Annotated in this window: 23 protein-coding genes and 1 other RNA gene; 9 read left to right on the top strand and 15 right to left on the bottom strand. The window is 48.8% G+C overall.

The features are described 5' to 3' along the window. Positions 1-41: 41 nt before the first annotated feature. Complete coding sequence (locus tag EZJ49_RS13525) at positions 42-962, bottom strand: LysR family transcriptional regulator (RefSeq protein ID WP_262552724.1); 921 nt, start codon at positions 960-962, stop codon at positions 42-44. A gap of 206 nt (positions 963-1,168) precedes the next feature. Here EZJ49_RS13525 and EZJ49_RS13530 point away from each other — a divergent pair, with 206 nt between their 5' ends. The 4 genes from EZJ49_RS13530 to EZJ49_RS13545 all read left to right on the top strand — a co-directional run bounded on the left by EZJ49_RS13530 (position 1,169) and on the right by EZJ49_RS13545 (position 3,767). Next, entirely contained in the window at positions 1,169-1,546 is a 378-nt protein-coding gene (locus tag EZJ49_RS13530) for an HPF/RaiA family ribosome-associated protein (protein WP_262552725.1), read from the top strand. A gap of 38 nt (positions 1,547-1,584) precedes the next feature. Further along, positions 1,585-2,142: a BON domain-containing protein gene (locus EZJ49_RS13535; protein ID WP_262552726.1), complete on the top strand. Its 558-nt coding sequence runs from the start codon at positions 1,585-1,587 to the stop codon at positions 2,140-2,142. A gap of 150 nt (positions 2,143-2,292) precedes the next feature. Beyond that, entirely contained in the window at positions 2,293-2,865 is a 573-nt protein-coding gene (locus tag EZJ49_RS13540) for a flavodoxin family protein (protein ID WP_262552728.1), read from the top strand. 128 nt (positions 2,866-2,993) lie between these two features. Then, entirely contained in the window at positions 2,994-3,767 is a 774-nt protein-coding gene (locus EZJ49_RS13545; protein ID WP_262552729.1) for a hypothetical protein, read from the top strand. Positions 3,768-3,896: 129 nt separating this feature from the next. On the opposite strand, the gene EZJ49_RS13550 is transcribed toward EZJ49_RS13545, so the two are convergent. The 3 genes from EZJ49_RS13550 to EZJ49_RS13560 form a co-directional block, all read right to left on the bottom strand. After that, a complete protein-coding gene (locus tag EZJ49_RS13550; RefSeq protein WP_262552730.1) occupies positions 3,897-4,517 on the bottom strand; it encodes a superoxide dismutase in 621 nt (206 codons plus the stop codon). Positions 4,518-4,591: 74 nt separating this feature from the next. After that, positions 4,592-5,881: a polyamine aminopropyltransferase gene (gene speE / locus EZJ49_RS13555; protein ID WP_262552731.1), complete on the bottom strand. Its 1,290-nt coding sequence runs from the start codon at positions 5,879-5,881 to the stop codon at positions 4,592-4,594. 268 nt (positions 5,882-6,149) lie between these two features. After that, positions 6,150-7,067 carry a class I SAM-dependent methyltransferase gene (locus EZJ49_RS13560; RefSeq protein ID WP_262552732.1) on the bottom strand — a complete coding sequence of 306 codons (918 nt, stop codon included), beginning with the start codon at positions 7,065-7,067 and terminating at the stop codon, positions 6,150-6,152. A gap of 46 nt (positions 7,068-7,113) precedes the next feature. Here EZJ49_RS13560 and EZJ49_RS13565 point away from each other — a divergent pair, with 46 nt between their 5' ends. Then, positions 7,114-7,953, top strand: a complete 840-nt coding sequence (locus EZJ49_RS13565; protein ID WP_262552733.1) for a Bd3614 family nucleic acid deaminase — start codon at positions 7,114-7,116, stop codon at positions 7,951-7,953. Here EZJ49_RS13565 and EZJ49_RS13570 read toward each other — a convergent pair. Continuing rightward, positions 7,950-9,536, bottom strand: a complete 1,587-nt coding sequence (locus tag EZJ49_RS13570) for a PAS domain-containing hybrid sensor histidine kinase/response regulator (protein WP_262552734.1) — start codon at positions 9,534-9,536, stop codon at positions 7,950-7,952. The two genes, EZJ49_RS13565 and EZJ49_RS13570, sit on opposite strands and share 4 nt — an antisense overlap. 154 nt (positions 9,537-9,690) lie before the next feature. Then, positions 9,691-10,167: a fibronectin type III domain-containing protein gene (locus EZJ49_RS13575; RefSeq protein ID WP_262552735.1), complete on the bottom strand. Its 477-nt coding sequence runs from the start codon at positions 10,165-10,167 to the stop codon at positions 9,691-9,693. A 156-nt stretch (positions 10,168-10,323) separates the two neighbouring features. Between EZJ49_RS13575 and rnpB the strand changes: the two genes are divergently transcribed. The 4 genes from rnpB (at position 10,324) to EZJ49_RS13595 (ending at position 16,028) form a co-directional block, all read left to right on the top strand. Beyond that, positions 10,324-10,688, top strand: an RNA gene (rnpB, locus tag EZJ49_RS13580) — RNase P RNA component class A. Between the two features lie 187 nt (positions 10,689-10,875). Beyond that, positions 10,876-13,005 (top strand): hypothetical protein, encoded by a 2,130-nt coding sequence (locus EZJ49_RS13585; protein ID WP_262552736.1) that lies wholly within the window; start codon positions 10,876-10,878, stop codon positions 13,003-13,005. Between the two features lie 167 nt (positions 13,006-13,172). Beyond that, positions 13,173-14,171, top strand: coding sequence for a phospholipase D-like domain-containing protein (locus EZJ49_RS13590; protein ID WP_262552737.1), 999 nt, complete (start codon positions 13,173-13,175; stop codon positions 14,169-14,171). A gap of 63 nt (positions 14,172-14,234) precedes the next feature. Continuing rightward, positions 14,235-16,028 (top strand): M3 family oligoendopeptidase, encoded by a 1,794-nt coding sequence (locus tag EZJ49_RS13595; protein WP_262552738.1) that lies wholly within the window; start codon positions 14,235-14,237, stop codon positions 16,026-16,028. 24 nt (positions 16,029-16,052) lie between these two features. On the opposite strand, the gene EZJ49_RS13600 is transcribed toward EZJ49_RS13595, so the two are convergent. The 9 genes from EZJ49_RS13600 to EZJ49_RS13640 form a co-directional block, all read right to left on the bottom strand. After that, positions 16,053-16,673, bottom strand: coding sequence for a glutathione S-transferase family protein (locus EZJ49_RS13600; protein WP_262552739.1), 621 nt, complete (start codon positions 16,671-16,673; stop codon positions 16,053-16,055). A gap of 15 nt (positions 16,674-16,688) precedes the next feature. Then, positions 16,689-17,483, bottom strand: coding sequence for an ABC transporter permease (locus EZJ49_RS13605; protein WP_262552740.1), 795 nt, complete (start codon positions 17,481-17,483; stop codon positions 16,689-16,691). Between the two features lies 1 nt (position 17,484). After that, positions 17,485-18,297, bottom strand: coding sequence for an ABC transporter permease (locus EZJ49_RS13610; RefSeq protein ID WP_262555960.1), 813 nt, complete (start codon positions 18,295-18,297; stop codon positions 17,485-17,487). Beyond that, complete coding sequence (locus EZJ49_RS13615) at positions 18,254-19,084, bottom strand: ABC transporter ATP-binding protein (RefSeq protein ID WP_262552741.1); 831 nt, start codon at positions 19,082-19,084, stop codon at positions 18,254-18,256. Before EZJ49_RS13615 ends, EZJ49_RS13610 begins: the two co-directional genes overlap by 44 nt. A 22-nt stretch (positions 19,085-19,106) precedes the next feature. Then, positions 19,107-19,637 carry a hypothetical protein gene (locus EZJ49_RS13620; protein ID WP_262552742.1) on the bottom strand — a complete coding sequence of 177 codons (531 nt, stop codon included), beginning with the start codon at positions 19,635-19,637 and terminating at the stop codon, positions 19,107-19,109. Between the two features lie 138 nt (positions 19,638-19,775). After that, positions 19,776-20,582 carry an endonuclease/exonuclease/phosphatase family protein gene (locus EZJ49_RS13625; RefSeq protein ID WP_262552743.1) on the bottom strand — a complete coding sequence of 269 codons (807 nt, stop codon included), beginning with the start codon at positions 20,580-20,582 and terminating at the stop codon, positions 19,776-19,778. A 49-nt stretch (positions 20,583-20,631) separates the two neighbouring features. Beyond that, positions 20,632-21,156, bottom strand: a complete 525-nt coding sequence (locus tag EZJ49_RS13630) for a GNAT family N-acetyltransferase (RefSeq protein WP_262552744.1) — start codon at positions 21,154-21,156, stop codon at positions 20,632-20,634. Between the two features lie 82 nt (positions 21,157-21,238). Then, a complete protein-coding gene (locus EZJ49_RS13635) occupies positions 21,239-22,276 on the bottom strand; it encodes a class I SAM-dependent methyltransferase (protein ID WP_262552745.1) in 1,038 nt (345 codons plus the stop codon). Then, positions 22,276-22,749, bottom strand: coding sequence for a hypothetical protein (locus EZJ49_RS13640; protein ID WP_262552746.1), 474 nt, complete (start codon positions 22,747-22,749; stop codon positions 22,276-22,278). Before EZJ49_RS13640 ends, EZJ49_RS13635 begins: the two co-directional genes overlap by 1 nt.

Genomic DNA, 22,749 nt, shown 5'->3' on the forward strand with positions numbered 1-22,749 from the left:
AAAAAAACAAAAAAGCCCGCAGTAAAAAGCGGGCTTTTTTATTAGAACTTTTCCAGTCGTTTGATGGTCTTTTTCAGATCCATCAAAGTGTCATCTTCCTTCTGGTCTTTGCGGGCCAGCAGATACAGGGTGTGTTTCCAATATCCGGTCTTGGGACCGATCAGAGTGATCTTGCCGGATTGAACTTCATCCAGCACATAGGGCACCGGCAGAAAGCCCACGCCAGCCCCGTCGATCACAGCTCGTCCCACCACGGACATGATGTCACTTTCAAAGATCACTTTCTTGCGTGCGTGAATTTCCTGAAAGAACAGATCTGTTTCATGGCGCAGCTTCATTTTGTAAGAGGGAATGATCAGTCCCCACGGGACGGCATTAAGAAATTCCAAAGCGGATGTGTGGCGGGAAATGCGAATCTTCAGGTCTTTTAGATTTTTTGTGGACACCATCAGATTCACCGGCATTTCCGCAGCGGCAATTTCTTTCACATCATCGGCGTAGATGGGCTTGTTCGTCAGCAGCAGGTCAATCTCCTGACTGCGCAGCTGATTGACCAGGGTTTCTGACGGGGCGGAGCTGACGAAGAAATGCTTTTCGATGCCACGCTTTTGTTCGCGAATCAAAGGTGCCAGCAGGTCGGCAATAAAGGGACGCTCCACCTGATCGCTGACCCCGATGCGGAAACGTTGGCTTTGTTTTTCAGAGGGGCTTTTCAGTGATTCAGCAAAGTCCGCAGCCACATCAAACATCTTTTTGCAATAGGCGAAAGTGCGTTCTCCCTCTGGGGTCAGATGCAGATTGCGACCGCGCTTTTCAAAAAGTTTTTGATCCAGAGAACTTTCCAAAACTTTTATCTGCGAACTAAGAGACGGCTGACTGATATGCAGATATTTTGCGGCATTACTGACCCCACCCAGGCGGGCGGTTACATAAAAGTAATACAAATGGTTGTAGTTAAACATGGGTGAAAACCTCCGAATAACATGGTTTTTTTGGAGCCTTTTTGGAACTGGCCTCTTGATGCATTACTGTAAGTGGCGAGTTCCTCTGGGGATTCTCTTCCTAGACCAGCTAAATATATAACTTTAACCTAATAATGTCTTCTAAATTATATATTTAACGAAATTGTCGATTTCTACGATAATGAAACCAAGACAAGGAGGTAGATATGCAAACAGACATCTACTACAGAGACATCACTAAGACTGAAAATCTCGAAGCTTACCTAATGGAGACAGTGGAAAACGCTGTCGGGGATTTCTTCAAGTATGACAGTGGTGCTCACCTCACCGTGCGTGTTGAGACAGATCGACATCGCTCGCAGACTCGCAAACCGAGTTATCTCTGTGAGGTCATCCTGAAGCCGTCACGCTCCAAAGGTGTGATTAAAATCGTCAAAACTGACGAGAACTTCAAGCGATGTGTAGCGAAGACAGTAGCCGCTTTGAAAGTGGTGCTGAGCAAACGATCCTCACGTAAATCCCAGCATCGTCGAAATGATCCGATGTTGGGTTATCAGCCACCGACCCTTGAAGGGGTGGCGTGATTTGAACGAAAACCCGAGAACAAGCAAGGAGCAGCATAATGAATACGCATCTTCTTAAAAACCAGATTGACAGTGAGCTCGGTCGCAAAATCCGTGACCGAATCAAATGGGATAAAAGAGTGAGCGCAGCTGATCTTGACGTTGTTGTCCGGGGCAACCTGGTCATTGTAAGTGGATTCGTGGATACTTCTTACAAAAAGAATGCGGCCTTGGAAGTCATCTCAGACACCGAAGGGGTCTGGGCTGTTGAAGACCGCATTGTCGTGCCCACGGATTACTATAGATCAGACGAAGAGATACTTCGCATTCTTGAAACACAAATGGCAGACATGATCAAGATCGGCGGTGAACACGTCGAAGTCGAGGTCGTGGATGGTGTTGTCAGACTTCAAGGGGAGGTATTTCGACCTCGTTTGAAAGCCCTGGCTGTTGCCGCGGCCTGGGAACTGTCCGGTGTTCTGGATGTCCTGAATTTCATTGAAATTAAGGACCCGCCACGCAGAGTTCCCATCTCGGTTGATTTTGCTTATGAAGTGCTGTTCCCCTTAAGTAAGGGGACAGTGATCCTGGAAGACAACCTAAAGGAGGTGTCTTGATGAAAGTTGTCACAAATTAAGGTGCGGTCCTTTTCCCATCCCTCCATGTGCAGGCGTCTGATCCCAGGCGCCTGTCTTATTTTTGTTCTTGGATTGTGTCTTTCAGACAGGTCATAATACTTCAGCCTTTTCGGTATGGAGTGATTCCCGATGAAAAAGATTTTGATTTTAAATGGCAGCCCTTCCGGTGATACAGGCAACTGTGCGTTTTGGATTAAAGGCATGAAGAAGTTTTTTCCGAAGGGTGTTTCCCTGGATGTGGTGACGCTGGCAAAGTCCGGGTACAGTTCATCATTAAAGAAAAGAATTTCTGATGCGGATGCCATGGTTTTTGTGACCGGAACCTACTGGGATTCCTGGGGCAGTCCTTTGCAGAAGTTCTTGGAGCAGGCGACGGAACTGGAGGGCACATCATCTGTGATGGGAAAACCTGCCGCAGTCTTCGTGCTGATGCACTCGGTGGGGGGCAAGGGGATTTTGTCGCGTTTGCAAGGTGTGCTTTCCACGATGGGATTCCTGATTCCTCCGATGTGCGGGATGGTCTATTCGCTGGTGTCTGATATCGCTTTGCAAAGCCCCAGTTCTCACGCCAAGGACTTCTGGCAAAAAGAGGACGCCGAACTGATTGTGGAAAATCTGCTGAAGGCCACTGATTTGAATGTGCAATGGGCTTTATGGCCGGTGGACAAGAAAGACCCTCGTCGAAAATGGCTTCGTTCTTAGGGGAAACTGTCTAAACATTTGTCATAGTGAAAAAAGTACTGGTGTTGAAGGACTGTGGAGCCTCGAGCTGGAAACAGGCCCGCTTTCAGGCCGATTTTTTTGGCATCTTATTTGTAATGCTCGCGAGCATGCGCGCGTTTATTTTGGCTTTCATTTTTCTATCAGGACTTCAGGCCTTTGCAGGCTTTGACGACGTCGTTCCTCAGAAGCGCGTGATCTTTAATCCCGTAGTCAGCACGTCGGCTCGTACACTGGCGCAGTGGCAGTTTGGCTTTCAAAGAACCAGCGGGGCGAATATCAATTCACATATGCTGGCCAATGCCCTCAGTGTGGGAGTGCATGATCGGGTGGAGCTGGGCACGGTTCCTATCTTTTATGCGACCGTTCCGGGCAGCCGCAACTACACGGCAAAATTGAACTTCTATCGCGGTGAAAAATTCGACTGGGCTGCGGCCTTCACCGAAAACCGCTTTAAATCCGAAGTAAAACAGGACGGCAAGGTGATGGAAACGCCAGACTTGGTTCTGCGCTCTTTCCATGTCGGTTTCAACTATCGTCCGTCGGAACTCGAAGATATCACATTGTCACCATTCCTGAATAATGTCTGCGGGCATATTGATTCCAAGAACACGATGACTTTTGTGTACTCTTTGAAGTGTGAATCCGAATGGGGTCTGGATGTTCAGTACCAGATCAAGGATCGCGAATGGCTGACTGTTGCTTGGGGGCATCTGCGTGAAGCGGGGATTTCCCCTTACGAAGACATGAACACCGGCGCTGGTATAGCCTGGTCCCAGTTCCGCCCAAAAGAAATGTTCTCCCGCCCCTCTGTCGGTGTGTATTACACCCCCGACACGGGAAACACCCTCTTCCTGCTTTCCACAACCTTCTTCGAACTCTAAAAGGTACCTGCTTACTTTTGCAGAAGCGCTGCTCCAAAAAACAAAGGGACTGCTTATTCCAGCAGTCCCTTTGTGATTTCCAATTTTTGTTGCGATGCTTCTGCAAAAGTAAGCAGGTACCTTTTGCCGTTAAGTCATGGACTTGGTTAGGTCGCGGACTTTTTTGGAGGCGAAGTTTTCGGAAACGAAGTTCCAGTTTACCTGGCTCCAGAAAGTTTCAAGGTATTTTGCGCGAAGATTTCTGTAGTCCACGTAGTAAGCGTGTTCCCAAACGTCAGCAACCAGCAATGGAGTTGGACCGTTGTTTGTGAATGGAACTGCCGCATTGGAAGTGGAAACCAAAGAAAGTTTGCCGGAAGCATCCGCACACAACCAGATCCAGCCGGAACCGAATGTTTTTACGCCGCCATCAACGAACTTTGCTTTAAGCTCGTCCATGGAGCCGAAATCGCGAGTGATCGCTGCAGACAATTCCGCAGAAGGCTGGCCGCCTTGACCTGCAGGAGTCATACCAAACCAGAAGAAGGTGTGATTCCAGGCTTGAGCTGCGTTGTTGAACACGCCGCCAGAGGAAGTCAAAGTGATCTCTTCAAGGGATTTACCTTTCAAAGATGCATCTGTTTCCATGAATTTATTCAGATTGTCGATATAAGCTTTGTGGTGCTTATCGTAGTGGTAAGTCATTTGTTCTTCGTTGAACAAAGGAGCCAAACCTGTTTTCGCGTAGGGAAGTTGTGGAAGTTTGAACATTTAAGCCTCCTGTTTGTTTAGTTCTAGATGAAACTATAATGAAAACAGGAGGCGGTCTATATCAATTAGATAAACTAGGCGTTATCGCCAAGCATCGTTTTAACGAATGTAGGCAGGCAGAAGGCCGCCGCGTGAAGATCTTCATTGTAGTATTTCAGACCTTTGGCCAGAGAGAATTGGCGCGCATTGTCTTTGTTGAAGTCTTTCGCCGGATGATTTGTCCCTTTCACGCCCACCTGCAAGCTCCACATTCCAGAAGGATAAGTGGTCGCATGGAATAGCATGGTGTGAACACTCTTCTTGCCGAAGATACCTTTCAAGCACTGATTCAATTCAACGAAAGTGCCTTCGTGGAACATCGGGGATTCACCCTGAGTGATTACCAAGCCGCCTTCTTTCAATGCGTTTTTACAGTTGTTGTAGAATTCCGCAGTGAAAAGGCCTTGCGCCGGGCCAACGGGGTCAGAGCCATCCACGATAATCACATCGTATGAATTTGCTGCCGCATCTTTTACGAACTGAATGCCGTCACCGATAATAAGATTCAATTTCGGATTGTTGAATTCAGAAGCGATCTTTGGCAGATGTTCTTTGGAAGCGCGAACAACCGCTTCGTCGATTTCCACCATCGTGACTTTTTCAACCTGATCGTATTTGAACAATTCACGGATCGTGCCACCGTCACCGCCACCGATAACCAAAATGTTTTTCGCGTTACCGTGAGCTTGCATCACCGGGTGAGTGATCATCTCGTGATAATGGAATTCATCACGCTCTGTGCACATCACCATGTTGTTGATCGCCAGGAATTTACCGTGAGAATAGGAATCCAAAACCCGCACGCGCTGGAACGGATTCGTTTCATCAAACAAAACTTCGCCAGTGTAGCGCAAAGAAAGCGCCTGGTTTTCGTCCTTGTCTGTGAACCACACATTACGGTCGATCTGATAACCTTTGGAAAGATCGAAGGAAGGTTTTTCGCGCATGATCTTCGGTTTGAAATCGGATTTTTGGATCACATGCAAAGAACCACGGTTCATTTCTAAAGCAGAGTAATTGGCCTGGAAAGCTTTTTTCAGGTGTTCAAAGGAAACCCAAGGGTCCACGGAATCACCGCAAGTGAACAGATCCACAGCGGCATAACGGTATTCCGGCCAGGTGTGAATCGCCAAGTGACTTTCTTGGATCACAACAACACCGCTTACACCCCACGGGGAGAAGTGGTGGAACGTGGAGTTGATAACTGTCGCGCCTGCGATTTGTGCCGCTTCAACCATGCTTCTTTCGATGATGGAAACGTCGTTCAAAACCTCAGCGTTGCATCCACTGAATTCAACCAAAATATGACGACCAAGTGCTTTCAATTCCCATTCCTCCGACGGCTGTTGAAAATACCCCCATCGACTGCGTTGTCGGGTCTTTTCTTTCTCTCCGACGTGCTTGGAGCACGCCTCCGTTTCAGAAAAGCCCCTCCGCCTTGCGCTGGTGGCATTTTGAACAGCCTTAAATATCTGTGATCTTCTTAGAGATCTTGTGGTTTTAGAAGTTGTCTTAAAGCGGGGGTTCTAGGGCTTTTTGGTGGCTGGGGCAAGGTATTTTTGTCCCCAAAATGGAAAAGGGCCCTAGGGGCCCTTATTTGGTTCTGATCTCGAAGCAGTTGTGAATTTTTTTATCATGGAAATCCTGCGGGATGCTTTCTGTGGTGATTTCTTTCACTCTGTATTTGGACAGAATGCTGTCGGAAATCTTAAACTTCCTCTTGTTGTTCGAGAAATACAGAACTCCCTCGGGGGCCAGCATTTTCATGCAGCTATCGACCAGGAAATCCTGATCGCGTTCGACCTCGAAAGTGTCCTCCATTTTCTTGGAGTTCGAGAATGTCGGCGGGTCCAGAAAAATCATGTCAAAACTGTTCGAATTTTTTTGCGAGCGCAGCCAATCCAGCACATCGGCATTGACGAAACTGTGGCTACCAAGCTCAATTTCATTTAGCTGGAAGTTGTCCTGAGCCCAGCGCAGATAGGTTTGCGACATATCCACGCTGGTCGTGCGCGCCCCACCCAGAGCGGCAAACACGCTGACGGACCCTGTATAGCAGAATAGATTCAGGAAACGCTGATCTTTTGCGGTCTTAAAGACCTTTTGGCGCATGGGCCGGTGATCTAAAAACAACCCCGTATCCAGATAGTCGTACAAATTTACTTTCAACAAAGCCTGCGATTCACGCACAACGAAGGTGTCTTCTTTGGCGTCGAGCTTTTCGTATTGTTTCAGGCCTTCCTGACGTTCACGCTTTTTGATGACGACCTTGGAATCATCACATTTAAACAAAGCCTTTAACGCCTCCCGTACATGGGGCAGATGATTCTTATCCTTGTCGCGCAAGTCACTTTTGTCGTAGATCAGGAAGTGATCTTTGTAGATATCAACAATGTAGGGATATTCGGGAATATCACGATCATACAGGCGGAAAGCCTCGATTTGATGGCGTTCGGCCCAGCTTTTCAGTTTTTTGAAGTTCTTTTCCAAGCGGTTTTTGATCATGTCCATAGGGGCTTTTTAGACAATTTAGACGGGATATGGTACCAATTCCTGGATGTTGGCAGAAAAAAGGGCAGAACATATAGCATTTTTACTTGCTCAAGACGGAACAGACGTCGCTTTCGTAGAGCACGAAGGGGTTCTTTATTATGCCCGTTGTTCCCAAGGGAAAAAACACCTGCCATCCTCTGCCGTGGTGAAGCTGCTACAGGGCCTTTTTGAACAATTCGTCGATCACAGTTTCTTTATCCTGCGCCAAAGAATCCACACCACCGCAGAATTGACTGAAATGTGCCGGGGTATGGTGAAGGTGACAGCTAAAAGAGTGACGGCTTCAGTGATTCCCCGGGATCACCAGCTTCCCGGACCTGAAAAGATCTTTGAAGTGGCCGCTGGGGCCGACATTTTGCCGATCAGCCAGCACTTGAGCGCAGAAAATCAAAGGCCCCTGTCCGAGGTGCGCCAGTGGGTTGCAGAACTAAAGCCAAACTCAGAACTGGCTTTTCTGCAAGCTGTGGCGAAACTGGCCCGGAAAGTCCCACGGGGAAAGGTTTTGCACGACCATGACCGTGATATCGCGGCTGTTCTGGTTGATAAAAACGGAGACGTTTTAAGTTACGGATTAAATTCCAATTCCAAGAATAAAACCCTGCATGCGGAAGTGAATCTGTTGCAGCGTTTTTACCGTGAACAGCAGCGGGGAATCCCGGCCGGGGCGGTGTTATATTCAACTCATAAGCCCTGCAAAATGTGCGCGGGGATGATCTATCAGAGTGCGGAAGATCCCCATGCTCTGAAGGTTTACTATTCCGTGCAGGAAAACGGCGGATTGTCCCGTCAGACTGTGCTGGATCGTCTGAATTTGAATGAGCAGCGCTCTTCTGGCAAGCCCTAGTAAAGAGCTTCTGGAGCGCTGAAGAAAGAATGAATGGCTTTTAGCATGGTGTCCTTGCGCACGGGCTTGGACAGATGCAAATCACATCCTGCTGACAGGCTCTTGCGAACGTCCTCTTGGAAGGCATTGGCGGTGCAGGCAAAAATTCGCGCCGGGGTTCTGCCCAGATCTTTTTCCAGCGTGCGAATGCACTGAGTGGCTTCATAGCCGTCCATTCCCGGCATCTGCACATCCATAAAGATGATGTCAAAGTGCTCGTTTTTAACCATTTCCACGGCCTCAGATCCGCTGCTGGCATAGCTGACAGCATGAATGGTTTTTTGCAGGTAAATCCCAAAAAGATTGCGGTTGTCGTCCACGTCATCCACCACCAGAATACGCAAACGGCTGTGGGAAATATTGTGTCTGATATCGGTCAATTGATAACGACCCTGCCAAGGATTGTGCATGGAGGTTTTCCTTTCCGTGGTGGTGGGAACGGAAATTGTGAAATAGAACGCACTTCCGACGTTCAGTTCACTTTCAAACCAAATATTTCCGTTCATCAGTTGTACGATGTTTTTGGTGATGGAAAGCCCCAGGCCTGTGCCACCGTACTTGCGCGTTGTTGTGGAATCCGCCTGTGTGAAGGGCTGGAAGATGTCTTTGAACTTCTGTTTGGAAATACCAATCCCGGTGTCAGAAACACAGAATAGCAGATTGCCGGAATGAGAGGTGCGGTTCACGGCGACTCGCAAGGCAATGCTGCCGACCTGGGTGAATTTGATGGCGTTATTTAAAAGGTTCATTAAAATCTGACGCAGACGATCCGCATCCCCGACGAAGTATTCCTCCACATCGGGTTCAATTTCTATTTTCAGTTGCAGACCTTTTTCCTTGGCCCGGAACCCCAGAACCGCGACCAGATCATCCAGCATCCCCTGAAGCCTGAACGGCAAGGGACGCAGCTCAATTTCCCCGGCTTCGACTTTTGATAAATCCAGAATGTCGTTGATGATCGTCATAAGCTGATGGTTGGCGCGCTGAAGGATTTCCACGAAAGACGACTGCTGATCATCCAGCATGGTTTCAGCCAGAGTGTCCGTGATACCAATAATGGAATTTAATGGCGTGCGGATTTCATGGCTCATGTTCGCCAGAAAAACAGACTTGGCGTGAGTGGCTGCACGGGCCTTGGTGGCCGCACCGATCAGCTCCCGATTTTTCTTTTCCAGATTGTCCGACAGGCTTTTCTTTTCGGTGATATCGACCGCCATTTTGACGATCTTAATGACGGCCCCTTCTGCATTTCTTACGGGTGTGTAAGATCCCTGAATCCAGATGACCTCTTGATGTTTGCTCAGGCGTTTGAATTCCCCGGCTTGGGCATGTCCTTCAGCAAGTTGATTCCACATTTCTTGATATTCAAGTTCATGTTGGTGAAACTCCGGCAGGAACAAAGAATGATGTTTTCCATGAAGTTCAGCCAGCTCGTATCCGAGCAGATTCAGGAAATTGGAGTTGGCCCAGAGAATATTTCCCTGGATGTCGAACTCTATCACTGCGTTTGAATTGAGAAGCGCCTCATACACCGAATGAGTCATGACATAAGTGTATCTACACTCTTACAAAGATATAAAATTACAAAACGGGCTGGGGATTAAAACTTTGTAATTGCGCGTATCAACTGTTGAAGCGCAAAAAAAAGAGCCCTTGGATAAGGGCTCTTGGTGCGTGCAATCAAATTTTCGCAACAACTTACTTTGCAGCGGGAGTTTCGAACATAGACATTGCAAAGAAACTTTTGCGGAATGTGCTCCAGTTGTGTGATTTAACAGCTGCGACTCTCCAGAAATAGTGCTTACCAGCTTCCAGGCCAGTCACTTCAAAAGAGTTGTTCTTTACGGAGTACTCGTTTGCCACCAACCATTTGAAGTTAGGGTCTGTTGCCACTTGCACGTGGTATTCATCAGCGCCAGTAACTGCTTTCCAAGTCAGAGTGGTTTTATCTGCTTTGATCGCCTGATAGTAGCCTGGGCTTTCCAGTTCTGGTTTTGCCGGAACTTCGTTCTTTGCAGGGTCTGCTTTTGGTTGAGGGAACAAAGCGTTCATTTTTTCGGTCAAACCACCATGACCACCGCCGTGACCGCCACCACCATGAGCCTCTTCAGCCAAAGAAGCAGAAGCAAGAGTCAAAGTCATAGCGAACGCAAATAGAGATACCAAGATCTTCATGATTTAATCCTTTTGTAAACGATGCTTAGAAAGTAAAATAAAACCGGGATTAAGAAAACCTTCTTGCACGAAATGCTGGATAGTGTTAGAAATCCCCACGGTTTTGCGGATGATTGCTCTAATAAGACTCTAAATTCCTGAAATTAGAGAGGAAAGTCCGGACTCCCTCTAAATTCCTGAAATTAGAGAGGAAAGTCCGGACTCCATATGGCAGCGCAAGGGGTAACGCCCCTCGGTAGTAATACTAGGAACAGTGGAACAGAGAGAATGTCCAGGGCATTGAGCCAGACACCGGGAACGGGAGGGTCTGGGGAGCCGCTGGAGTGAAAACAGCCAAACTCTGCGCGGAGCAAGATCAAATAGGGTGACATTAGTAGGGCGGCCAGCCCGTAGTCACCGGGTAAGATCGCTTGAGGGTGTCAGTAATGCCACTCCCAGAGGAATGATCATCCACGATTATCGGGGCAAATTATGGGACCTGGTGATTGGGACAGAATCCGGCTTATAGCAAAACCGAGATCCCGCCTTCTTATTTTTCCTTTGGTGCCGTAGCACTGAAGGCAGTTCGTTTCATTCTTGAGCGTGGCTCACAACTGGGTCTCCAGATAGTTCAGTTTTCCCTGTATTTGGGTCGAAATAACCTGAAGTGGTTATGCGTTTTCCTGCCTGGGTCTCCGATAAAGCATACAGTGCTTCTCGGAGGTTTGCGTGCGATTGGTTTCGTTTTGGTTTGCACCTGTAGCTTTATCATTACTTTTAACGACGGCTTGTTCGTTGGACGCTTCTTTGTTGAGCGATCTGACGTCCACTATCGGGAACAACGACGGTGGAAACGGTGGCGGTGATGGCGGCGGTGGACACATTGGTTCCGAGACAGATCCTTTGCAGTTTACGACCAATAAAGTGGAGTTCGGTCATGTGACCGTGGGAACCACGAACTCCCGAACCGTGACCGTTAAAAATTATGGATCCAAAGCCGTTGAAGGTTTGCGTAGCTGGCGACTGAATTTCCCATTCCGCTTTGTCGGGGATGTTTTCCCGGGAACGGGAGGAACTTGTTCGGAAGCCCTGGCAAGTCAGGCTTCTTGCACTGTCGTTTTATCATTTGCAGCCAGCGCGCCTGCAAGTTTTCAGGATGATTTTGAAGTTCGTTATGAATATGAGGGGGCGGATCAGTCCAAGTCTGTGCAGATGGTTGCCTCGGCGGATTCTGGCATCACAGCTCTTGAAGTCAAAGCGGGAACGCGTTCTTTTTGTGCGCGTCTTTCCAATCAAAGTTTGAAGTGTTGGGGTAATGGAGGACAAGGTCGTCAATTGGGCGATGGTGTGAGTTATTCCATGAGTGAGGGTGTCACTCTTCCTGTTACGCCTCTGCAAATGGATGCTGGAGTTTTAAGTTTTGATATGACCGGTAGCTACAGCTGTGCAGTGAAAACGGGCGGTGAGGTTTGGTGTTGGGGTTACAACGTTCCGGGAGCTTGGGGAGTTTTGAATTCTCCGGTGCTGCTTATTGGTTCAGACGCAGTTCAGGTTTCAGTCGGCAGTGCCACGGCAGGATGTGCGGTGATGAGCACGGGGCAGATTCGTTGCTGGGGTTTTAATGACAATGGCATTGTTGGAAACAATCAGACAACAGGAGTTGTAACAAGCCCGACACTGGTGATGGGCTTTATGGGAACGGCTGTTGATGTGGCGGTGGGCAGTGCGTCTGCCTGTGCGCTCACTTCGACGGGAGAGGTGTACTGCTGGGGTTCGAACGCGGACAATGGAATCCTTCGTCCGGTAAATAATGACAAGTATCCTACGGCGGCTCAGGTGGCCGGAATGCCAACGGGTATTGTTAATATCGAAACCGCATCCCACTCGAATCAGTATTGTGTGTTGTCTGAGGCGGACCCGACGTCTGCTCGTGAAGTGCATTGTTGGGGAAGAGATTATGGGACAACTCCGGTGAAAATCACGGGATTGTCAGGGCGAGTGTCGCATCTTGATCATCATATTAATTCTTCAGAGTGGTGCGTGGCAGCCGAAGATGAGTCCACTTTGTACTGTTGGAACAGTGGTGAAACTGCGGCCGGGGTGGAAAACTTTGGCTTGCCTAAGATCAGCATGGTTGAAAAAGGTATCTTTATTAACACGCAATGTGCTGTTTCTGAGGGACGTGTGTATTGCTGGGGAGCCAACTTAGATGGAGCATTGGGAATTGGTGGCGCAGCAACGCAGTACTCGGATCTTGTGCCTCAGACGGTTCCGGGTTTAAGCAGCGTGACTGAGATGGCCATGAACAATGAGGGCCTGGCAGTGGAATCTTCCGGCGCTTTGTGGTGTTGGGGGTTTAATCAGTCTGGTGCCTGCGGAACCGGCGACATCAAGGGTGTGGCTTTGCCTCGCAAAATATTCCACAACGGTGTCACTTCGGTGGCCACTAATGGCTATAACTCCTGCATCGCTCGCAATGGCAAAGGTTATTGTGCGGGTGACAACTTCGGTTCGTCCTATGTTCCCGTGGGAAGCTTTACCAATTTAAGCCGGGTGACAGGCGAATATCACTATTGCGGTATTGACGATGGTGCGGCTTATTGCTGGGGCTGGTTTGACAGCCAGGCTCTGGGAGTTGCGAGTTGTATTGGCGATTGCAATACGGAACCTCAGGCTGTGACAAATATGAACTCGGGAGTAACCAGTGTGGCCGTGGGTTATGGATTCTCCTGCGCTGTCAAAAGCGGGCAAGTCTATTGCTGGGGAAACAATGATGACGGTCGTTTGGGAAGTGCGGGAGGAAACACCTCCACACCTCGTTTGATTGACAGTGCCTTTTCTGACTTCGTGGGCGTATGAGATTTGAGTAGACCTGTCCTTAGTACGAGAGGACCGGGATGGACGAAATCAACCGCAGGTTCGGTTCATAAAATTCAAAATGAAACAGTCGTATCCAGCGCCATCCACCAGGTATTCCTTTTGGTATCACGAATCTGGTTCCAAAAACGGAAGAGACCTTCAAATCCTTGGAAAAGCGTAACACGTACTATGAATCCAAGATTGACCACAGTAAGGTGATTGTTGTGGATGCGGAATCGGATGCTCCGCAGGCGTATTTTGGTTCCAAAAACTGGTCTGATCACAGTGGTGGCTACTACTATGACAATGCCCTTTACATCAAAGGCCCGGCGGCCGCACTGGTGCAGGCGGCGTACTATGATGATGTGGATGCGGCTTTGACGACAGATGTAAATGAAAGAAAATGGTTCTATTACAAGGAACAGGGCTATTCCAATGAAGCTTACCTGAAGAATCGTGAACAAATTCTGTCCTGGTTTAAGCTAAAACGCATGAGCTTCCCGGCAGTGGGTGATCAGTCCGTGCGTCTGGCCGAGGCCAATGTGGATGCAAAGATCAAAGACACCCGCAATCTGCTGGTGGATATGATTTCCAAAGCGGAAAGCCACATTTACATGGAACATCTGTTTATCTATGACAAATACATCAACGATGCGTTGATGAAGCGTAAGGCACAGATTCCGGCTTTGAAAATCCATATCCTTGCTGATCACAACGGAAACTTTGCGATGGGTGGGTTGCCGAATACGCTGTTCCTGGATCAAATGATGCGTCATGGAGTGGAGGTGAAGGCCCGTCGCACCCTGGGTATCGAAGCTCGTTTCCCGAATGGTAAAACACAAGGGTATCATCAGGAAAATCACCGTAAGATCATGTCTGTTGATGGTAAGGTGATGCTGGTGGGGTCTTCTAATCTGAATCCGGACACCTTGCAGGGAAGCTTCCGGGAATTCGGGGCACAACTGTTTGATCAGAAGGTGATTGGCGGCTTTGAAAGTGAATTTGTTGCGGCTTGGAATGATGACAAGCAGGTGGGACCGTTCTATGAAACGGACCGTCTGCAATTGCAGCTTTCCGGCAAGACGCTGTCACCGGAAGTGAGTAAAATTATCAATGATCTGGGTGCGACATTGCTCAGAGCCAAAGATGACCTGGAAAAAAGATAAGATGTCCCGCGAAAAGCCGAAGCAGAACTTCGGCTTTTTGGTTTTTTGGGGTATGCTTCAGCCATGGAAAAAATGGCTTGGAATATCGAATCAGAATACCCGTCTTATAACTCCGTTGAATTTCAGAATGAATTTGATCTGACGAAATCTCAGGTCGATCAGATTGAAAAAGACGTCAAAGCTTTGCGTGAACCTTGGGATGCGCAAGTGGAATCCATTCAGAAAATTCTGGTGAATGCGGATCAGACACAGGTGTTGCTGGCGAACATGAGCACCTACCTGATGTGCCATCTTTCGGTGGACAGCTCCCTGAATGAAGCGCAGGCAAAAAGATCTGAAGTCAACGATCTGATGTCGCGTATGTATCAGTCTCTGGTGCCGGTGAATAGCTTTGTAAAATCTTGTTCCGAAGAAATTTTGCAAAAGATTCTGGCTCATCCGGAGCTGGCAGCCAGTGATTTCCTTTGGGCGGAAAAAAGAAGTTTGAAACCTTTCATGCTTTCTGATGGTGAAGAGACCCTGCTTCAGGCCATATCCACACCGGGTCTGCATGCATGGGGAGAACTCTATGGAAAACTGAGCGGTTCCATGCGTTGTGAGCTGAAGTATGCGGATCGCACCGAAACAGTGGGGCTAGCACAGGCAGCGGCTTTGACTCGCAGCCAGGATGAAGGCACCCGCCGCGTGGCGTGGACCTCTATTCAGGAGGCCTGGACAGTTCATAAGGAATCCGCAGCAGCAATTTTGAATGCTTTGGCGGGCTGGCGCCATGAAGAAAATAAGAAGCGCTCTCACGCAGTGACGGCGCACTATTTGGATCAGTCTTTGTTCCACAGCCGTATCACTCGTGAGACTCTGGAGGCCATGCTTTCAGCCTGCCATGACAATGTGGAACTGTCCCGCAAGGCGCCCTTGGCGATGGCAAAACTGATGGGCAAGAAAGTTTTGGACCCGTGGGATCTTTTGGCGCAAAGCCCGATTTCCGCCTCTAAAAAAGAACGCAGTTACGAAGATGGCCTGACGATGATTAAGGAAGCTTTTGCGCAGGCGGATGGTTCGATGTCGGATTTCGTCGGCATGATGGCGGATAAGAACTGGATCGAGGCGCGTATTCTGCCGAACAAGCGCAACGGTGCTTACTGCACAGGTTTCCAGAAACGCCGTGAACCGCGTGTGTTTATGACTTACATGGGCTCAAACAGTGACATCTCCACTTTGGCGCACGAATTGGGCCATGCGTATCATTCCTGGGTGATGCGCGATATGCCTCGTGCGCAGACACGGTATCCGATGACTTTGGCTGAAACAGCCAGCATCTTCTCTGAGACTTTGTTGCACGATGTGCTTTTGGAAAAAGCGCAGACGCGAGAGGAAAAGATTGAATTTGCCTGGGGTGAAATTGAAGGGGCGGCAAGCTTCCTTTTGAATATCCCGGCGCGATTTGATTTTGAGAAAAGTTTCTATGACAAGCGGGCAAAGCGCACGCTAAGTTCTGACGAGCTGACCCAACTGACAGATGAAGCCTGGACGAAGTGGTACGGACCAACTTTAAGTGCCAATGATAAAATGTTCTGGGCGACGAAACTGCATTTTGCGATGTCAGGTATTAGCTTCTATAACTATCCTTATACCTTTGGTTATCTGTTCAGTATGAGTGTCTATGCCCGCCGTCAGGAACTGGGTAAGGACTTTATGAAGACTTATATTAATATTCTGCGCGACACAGGACGTATGAGTGCGGAAGACTTGGTACAGAAACATCTGGGTGAAGATATCCGTCGTCCCGAGTTCTGGAAGAAATCAATTTCAGTTATTAACAGGAAAATCACCGATTTTGAAAAGCTCGCCCTGGGATAGGGCGAGCCCGGTGCGAGATCCGGCTTAGTGAGTGCTGGATCTCATCGCCTGGACTTTTTGGCCTGCCGGACGACTGTGGCAGGTTTGGCTCCATTTTGTGATGTTTGGATAGTTTGACAGATCAAACTGCAAAGCATGCAAAATGCCGATAACAGAAGCGACATTGATATCAGCCACGGTAAAGCGATTTCCAACCAGATAATTTTTTCCGGTCAGTCCCTTTTCCAGAACTTGCAGATAACGAGGCAGGACATTCTGGGCGTCAGCAATGATATTGGGATTTCTATGTTCTGCCGGAACGAACATGGCTTGAATCAACCAGTCCACAGCTGGTTTTTGCAGGTCCACCAAAGACCAGAAGCTCCATTGCAGTATTTGCCCTTCTTCTTCCGCATTTTGTGCGGCCATCGGGCTGTTGTGTTTTTTCGCCAGATAGTTGGTGATCGCCATGGATTCCCACAGCACATATTCACCATCCACGATTGCAGGCACTTTTCCGTTAGGATTGATCTTTAGATATTCCTCGGACTTGTGCTGCTTTTCGCGCATGTTCAATGGAACTTGTTCATAGGGAAGTCCTAATTCTTCCATCATCCAGTAACAGCGACCAGCACTTGAAAGTGGAGATCCGTAAATTTTAATCATATCGAAAGCCTTTCTTTAGGAACTTGCACTGGAATAAAAGCGCAGGGCAAATTTCCAGAACTTGTTTGTTAAATAAATCAAAATACCCGACAGCGCCACAACCCATGCAAACAGGGCCAGATCCGGTGGTTCCAGCAGGGCGCGGGCAGGAACGCTGGCAATCACCCCAACAGGCAGGGCGGTCAGCAGCATCCATTTAAACCAAGGAACGTAAATGGAATCCGGGCGCATCCCCAGACGATAAATCTGATACCAGATAAACTGCAAGTTTTCTGACCGGGCAAATATCACAGCCGTGGAGGCCATAAAGAATCGCATCGCGTACAGAGCCACAAGTCCGCACGGAATCAGGACAATCAACCACAATAGACGCAGCCATTCAAAGTTTGAAAGCTGGACAATGCTGTAAATGAACCAACTGCTGGCGATCAAAAGATTTCCAATCATTGCCGTAGAGGCCTTTTGCAGCGAAATCATAAATTGCGAGTTGATAGGTTTTGCCAAAAGCAGATCCAGGTCACCCTTGCGGACTTTTTCTGAAAACTGATCCAGATTCTCTGACAGAATGATCATGTAAAGTCCATCGACCACAAACACGACGCCCAGAAAGACGCGCATTTGTTCCAGATTCCAGTCCCCGATCTTGGGTGTGTGGCGGAACAGGACTTCAAAAGTCATAATCTGAGCCAGATACCAGAAAATATCCGTGGCAATGCGAGTGACAAAGTTCACACGGTATTCAAGATCTGCGATGAAGCTGGTACGGAAAAGAGCGCCGTACAAAGAAAGATACTTTTTCAGCGTCTTCATGTTAAGCCCCTGTTCCGGTATAAACATTGACACCTTTGCGCCACAACCAGACACCCAGCATATTCACAACAACGATTCCCATGGTGACAGAGGCAAAAGCCTGCCAGATCGAAGCCACCTCCAGTCGCCCTGTCAGATAGCCGACAGGCACATAAACACCGGCACTAAATGGCAGAGCAACCATGATGGATTTCAAAGGCTCTGGCATCAGATCCAGCGGGAACAGCTCACCTGTCATCAGCCACAAAGCCAGATTTTTGGCTCCGGTGATGGCGTAAACCTTGTTCAGATAAAAGGCCCCGGCGGCGATCACAAAGCTGATCGAATGCACCAGCACCAGATAATAGAATTCCAGTGCAAAAGCCAATGGCAGACGTTCAAATTTGGTCGGCAGATCGAAAACCAGAATCGCGGCAAAAGGAATCAGCATGGACACCCCTGTAGTGACCAGCTTGTAGCCCATCAACTGCGAGAAATAGTATTCATAGAAGGTCATCGGGCGGACCAGCAGACTATTGACTGAGCCGGAGTCAATCTCCTGAATCATACGATACTCGTACATCCAGCTTGTGCAAATGCGCGCAAAGAAGGCGGCCCACAAAGCATAGGCCAGATAATACTCTCGCCCGAATCCGGCGATTTCTGTCGCCCCGGCGCCTTTGAATACGGCAAACCACAGTAGCATCTCAATACCCGTGGTCAGCGAGGGCTGAACAACGGCATCGACAAAATAATTCAGACGATATTCAAGATTGGACTGGATCGCGAGCTTAGCGAACGCGAGATTCCGTTTCCAAAAAGCGGCGAATGACATCTTCAAAATCGACCTCTTCATTTTCAGCCAGTTCAGTGTTTGATTTAGCGACGAATTCCGGGACGGTGCCCTGATAGACGATGTTGCCTTTGCTGATTAAAAGTAATTTGTCAGCAAGTTTGGCGATGTCGTCCATATAGTGGCTGGTCAGGATCACGGTGGGTTCTTTTTCTTTCACATACTGATCCAGAAACTCACGAATGGTTTCCTGAGCCACAATGTCCAAGCCGATGGTCGGCTCATCCAGAAACAGAACTTTAGGTTCATGTAAAAGAGCGCCGATGATTTCCATCTTCATGCGCTCTCCCAAACTTAAGCGACGCAGTTGCGTGTGCAGCACGTGCGTGCATTGAAGCATTTCCGCCAGATGGTCCACGCGCTTGCGGGCTTGTTGGGGATCCAGATCATAGATACGCGCCAGCAAGGAATAAGAGTCCGCCGGGGAAATATCCCACCAGAGCTGATTTTTCTGCCCCAGCAGAATGCTGATCTGGCGAAGGAATTCGTTTTTTCTTTCCCAGGGTCTGTATCCCAGAACGCGTGCATCACCGCTGGTCGGAGTGACCAGGCCGGAAAGCATTTTCAGTAAGGTGGTTTTGCCTGCGCCGTTGGCTCCGACAAGCCCGACAATCTGGCCGGACTCGATTTGCAGGGTGGTTTTATCCAGCGCCACCTTAGAGATGTGCTTGCGGTTGACGAAGCCCTTTAGGGAGTTGATAAATCCTTCGGGCTTTTGATAGGTCTGATAGACCCGGGAAAGTTCTGTAGTTTCAATTACTATCGCCATGGGGGCGACTATAGCTTAGAACTTATTCGTTGATAAAAGAAAACTCTGCGTAACGTTCCTCATCACTGAAGTAGGTCTGATAGTCAGCGGAAACATAGCTGCCTTCGATAATACGGCCTTCTTTACAACCCTTTAAAGACTCGCGTTTGCCGTTGAAGCTGCAATCGCCAACATACCAGGCTTTTTCGGAGTACTTAATTTTGTAACCGATCAGGCGGGAGTTTTTATAGAACGCCAGAACCTCGTCCAAACGAGTGCGGCCCGCAGCGTGGTAGTCACCTTCCAAAATAGTGTCGCCCCAAACTTGCGCCTGATCCACGGCGACAGCTTTCAAAGCCGCGCGAGTGTCTTCGGACAATTTGTTCAATCTTTGTTTTTGGCTGTACACTACTTGGTTGGAATAGCCGGATTTACAAGGTGTGACCTGGCAGGCATGTTCGTAGTGAGCGGCTTCTTCGTAGAACTTGTCGCCGTTCGGCCCCATCTGATCTGCCAAAGCCGCAGAGGAAACCATAAGCCCCAAAAGCGCTGTGAATGCAGTTTTCAAAGACATTTATACCTCCCCTGATGAGGAAGAATATGCGCTGAAACCGAGAGAATTTTTAATACATAGAAAAGAACTTATTATACAGAAAATGAATCATCACCGAACAGGGGATTTAGCACCTCTGTTCGGTGGAATTGGCGGGAACTATTTCAGTCGGAAAACCGCGGAAAGTGGCTTGTGATCAGAGCTGTCGATGTCGTTGTGGAGCTTGGTGGAAACCGGTTCCAAGCCACGGACGTAGATGTGATCCAGCTTGAACCTGCGGTTATCATTGGCAAATGCCAGTTTATGCATTTGCAGGCGGCCTAAAATTTCGTTCAGGTAGGTTAGGCGGTTCTTGTTCCAGGAATTAAAGTCCCCGGCAAAGATCAGCGGGCCCTGATGCTTTTTCAGGAACTGGGCGACTTGTTCGATCTGTTCGCGGTTCAGGCGGTCGGTTACAAAGTTCAGACCGTGGATATTGGCCACCCACAGGGTTTCGGTGCTATTGGCTAGCGCGTATTCGCTGACCAGCACCATTTTTGGGGTTTTGATCACCGGCTCACGGCCCGGGCTGCGCAGGAAGTGAACCATCATCGGACCTGCGTAAGAACCGCTGACCACGCCGGTTTGATCGCCGTCTTTTTCAATGAAACTGGTGACGAAATCCCAGCAGAAGTTTTTCTGGCGTTCCAGAACCTTCGGCATATAGGAATCAATCATGCCCTCCTGAATCAGAACAATATCGGATTTCGGGACGAAGAATTCAAAGTCCCGGGCCCAGGAATCGCGGGCTTCGGCTTTTTTGATATTCCAGACAAAAAGATTGAAGTTCGCAGGCAGGAATTCCTGGTGGCAGGTTCCAAACTGCGTGTGGACATCTTTGTCATCCGGGATCTCATTTTTTTCTTCAGTGGAAAAGGCAACGGAAGAGACGAACAGAGACAGAACGAGGATCAATCCCTTGATCATAGTGGCTCCTTAAGGAAGCCTCTCGTCAGTGAGAGGCTTTGCATTCTTTTTAAAGTTTTTTCTCCAGAACAGTGAACTGCAACCCTTCCACTTTCGGAATGCCAAAGCGTTCGTCACCGTACGGGAAAGGTTTGGTTTCTTTAGTGTCCTTGAAACCGTGCTTTGCGTACCAGGCGATCAGCTCTGTGCGGATTGAAATCACTGTCATGAAAATGTTATTACAATCCCAGAATTCTGCAAGGGCTTCTGCTTCGCTCAGGAGCATCTTGCCGAGGCCTTTTGATTGCAACTCGGGGGCCACAGTCAGCATGCCCAGATACATTTTTGCACCTTGCTTTTCGACGTGAACACAACCAAGCAGATCTCCGGTGTCATCATCTTCAGCGACCAAAATCACGGACTCTTCTTTGTCGATCAGCGCTTGAATGCCTTGAGCATCAACACGCTGACCATCCAATAAGTCAGCCTCCGTCGTCCACCCCACCTTGGAACTATCCCCACGGTAAGCGGAATTAACCAACTCCACCAAATCCTCAACATGACTGTCATCAGCCTGCGTAAACTCAATATGCATAACCACTCCAAAAGGTACCTGCTTACTTTTTCCGAAGCATCGCATCTAACGTTGCGCTTCGGAAAAAGTAAGCAGGTACCTTTTAGGTTTTTTTTGTGTAGATGAAAAGTTCTTTGCCTTGGCGGCGGGGGATTGATTTTTGCCAGCGGCCCCAGAAAATTGGGTGGTAGGAGTTGCGCAGACGTTGGCGCAGTTCCCACTCGGTTCCTCCGTATGGCGGACCCTTGCGTTTTTCAAAGGCGAAGAAGACGCCCATCAAATGGCCGCCTGGCGCCAGAACGCGGTTCCAGATTTTGACCAGTTCTTTGCGGCGCTCAGGATTGATCGCGCAATAGCAGGTGTGTTCAAAGACAACGTCGAAGGACTGATCGAAGTCTGCGGGCAGCTTGAAAAGGTCGGCTTCCACAAAAGTCAAATTAGGCATGTGACCGTACAACTTGCGTGCACGCTCCAGTGCCAACGGGGAAATATCCACCGCCGTCACAAAGTGGCCAGCGGCTGCAAACAAGGCGGCATCGTGGCCTTCACCGCAACCCAAAACCAGCACACGAGAACGGGCGATCTTCAGTCGGGGAAGCATGTCTTTCAGGGCTTCTGCAGGCTCACCCAGATTCCAGCCGGGGTTGGCTTCCTGTTCGTAGATCTGACTCCAGTAAGTTTCTTTTTCCACGGCTTTGTCGGCAGGCCAGTACATTGGGATGTCGTAGGTCTTGCCATTAAACTCGATAAAGTCGTCACCGAATCCTTCCAGCAGGTTAAAGAAACTGGCTTGGGCTTTGCGAGACATGACGAACGGGACTTTGTTGGCAGAGTAGCCGTGAAAACGATCCCACTCGTCCAAAGACAGGGATTCCAGTTCAAAGGAATAATGCACACCGAACGGAAGTTGGATTTCCCAGGTGTGGTCACTTTTTAATTCAACTTGCAGAGCTACATAAGGTTCGTCGAAGGCTTCAACGATGACAGGAGTTCCGCCGAAGGTGGACAGCAGTGTGCCACCTTCATGAACCTTCAGATTTTGCAGGATTTCCTGCCCAGCCAGAGGGTCCTGAATGCGAACTTCGCGGCTCAGGGGATGACCCTCTTCATCAATCTGAAGGAACTGAGTTGGGATAGGCATTATTTCGCCGGAGTTGCAGTCGGTGCAGGTGTCGCAGCCGGAGTCGCCTCTGCTGGAGTTTCCTCGCCCGGAGTAATAGTGGAGCCTTCAGTGAAAACAATGATATCATTTGTGGTTTTCACAGATTGAAGAACCCATTTGTCCACGTTTTCCTGATCGGAAACATCACGGTAAAGAACAGCTTCGCCCTCGATGATTTGTTCCATGGCTTCGCCATCTTCAGCAATGTCTGTGAATTTGTAGGCAAAAACCGCACGCACCTTGTTGTCGCTCAAAGTTTCGGTCCATAAACGAGTGATCGCCAGGTCTTTGGCTTGAGGTCTTTTGGTCGTCAGGGTCTGAGTGATAAGGTCTGCTAGTTTAGTCTGAATGCCGGAGTGCGTCTCGAATCCTACAGCCTGGGAAGTGTGAATCACATTCCACGTCCAAACAAGGGCAGCAATGAAAATAACCAGGCTTACAATTTTCTTCAT

It is taken from the genome of Bdellovibrio bacteriovorus, from assembly GCF_025558485.1.
Taxonomy (GTDB): domain Bacteria; phylum Bdellovibrionota; class Bdellovibrionia; order Bdellovibrionales; family Bdellovibrionaceae; genus Bdellovibrio; species Bdellovibrio bacteriovorus_G.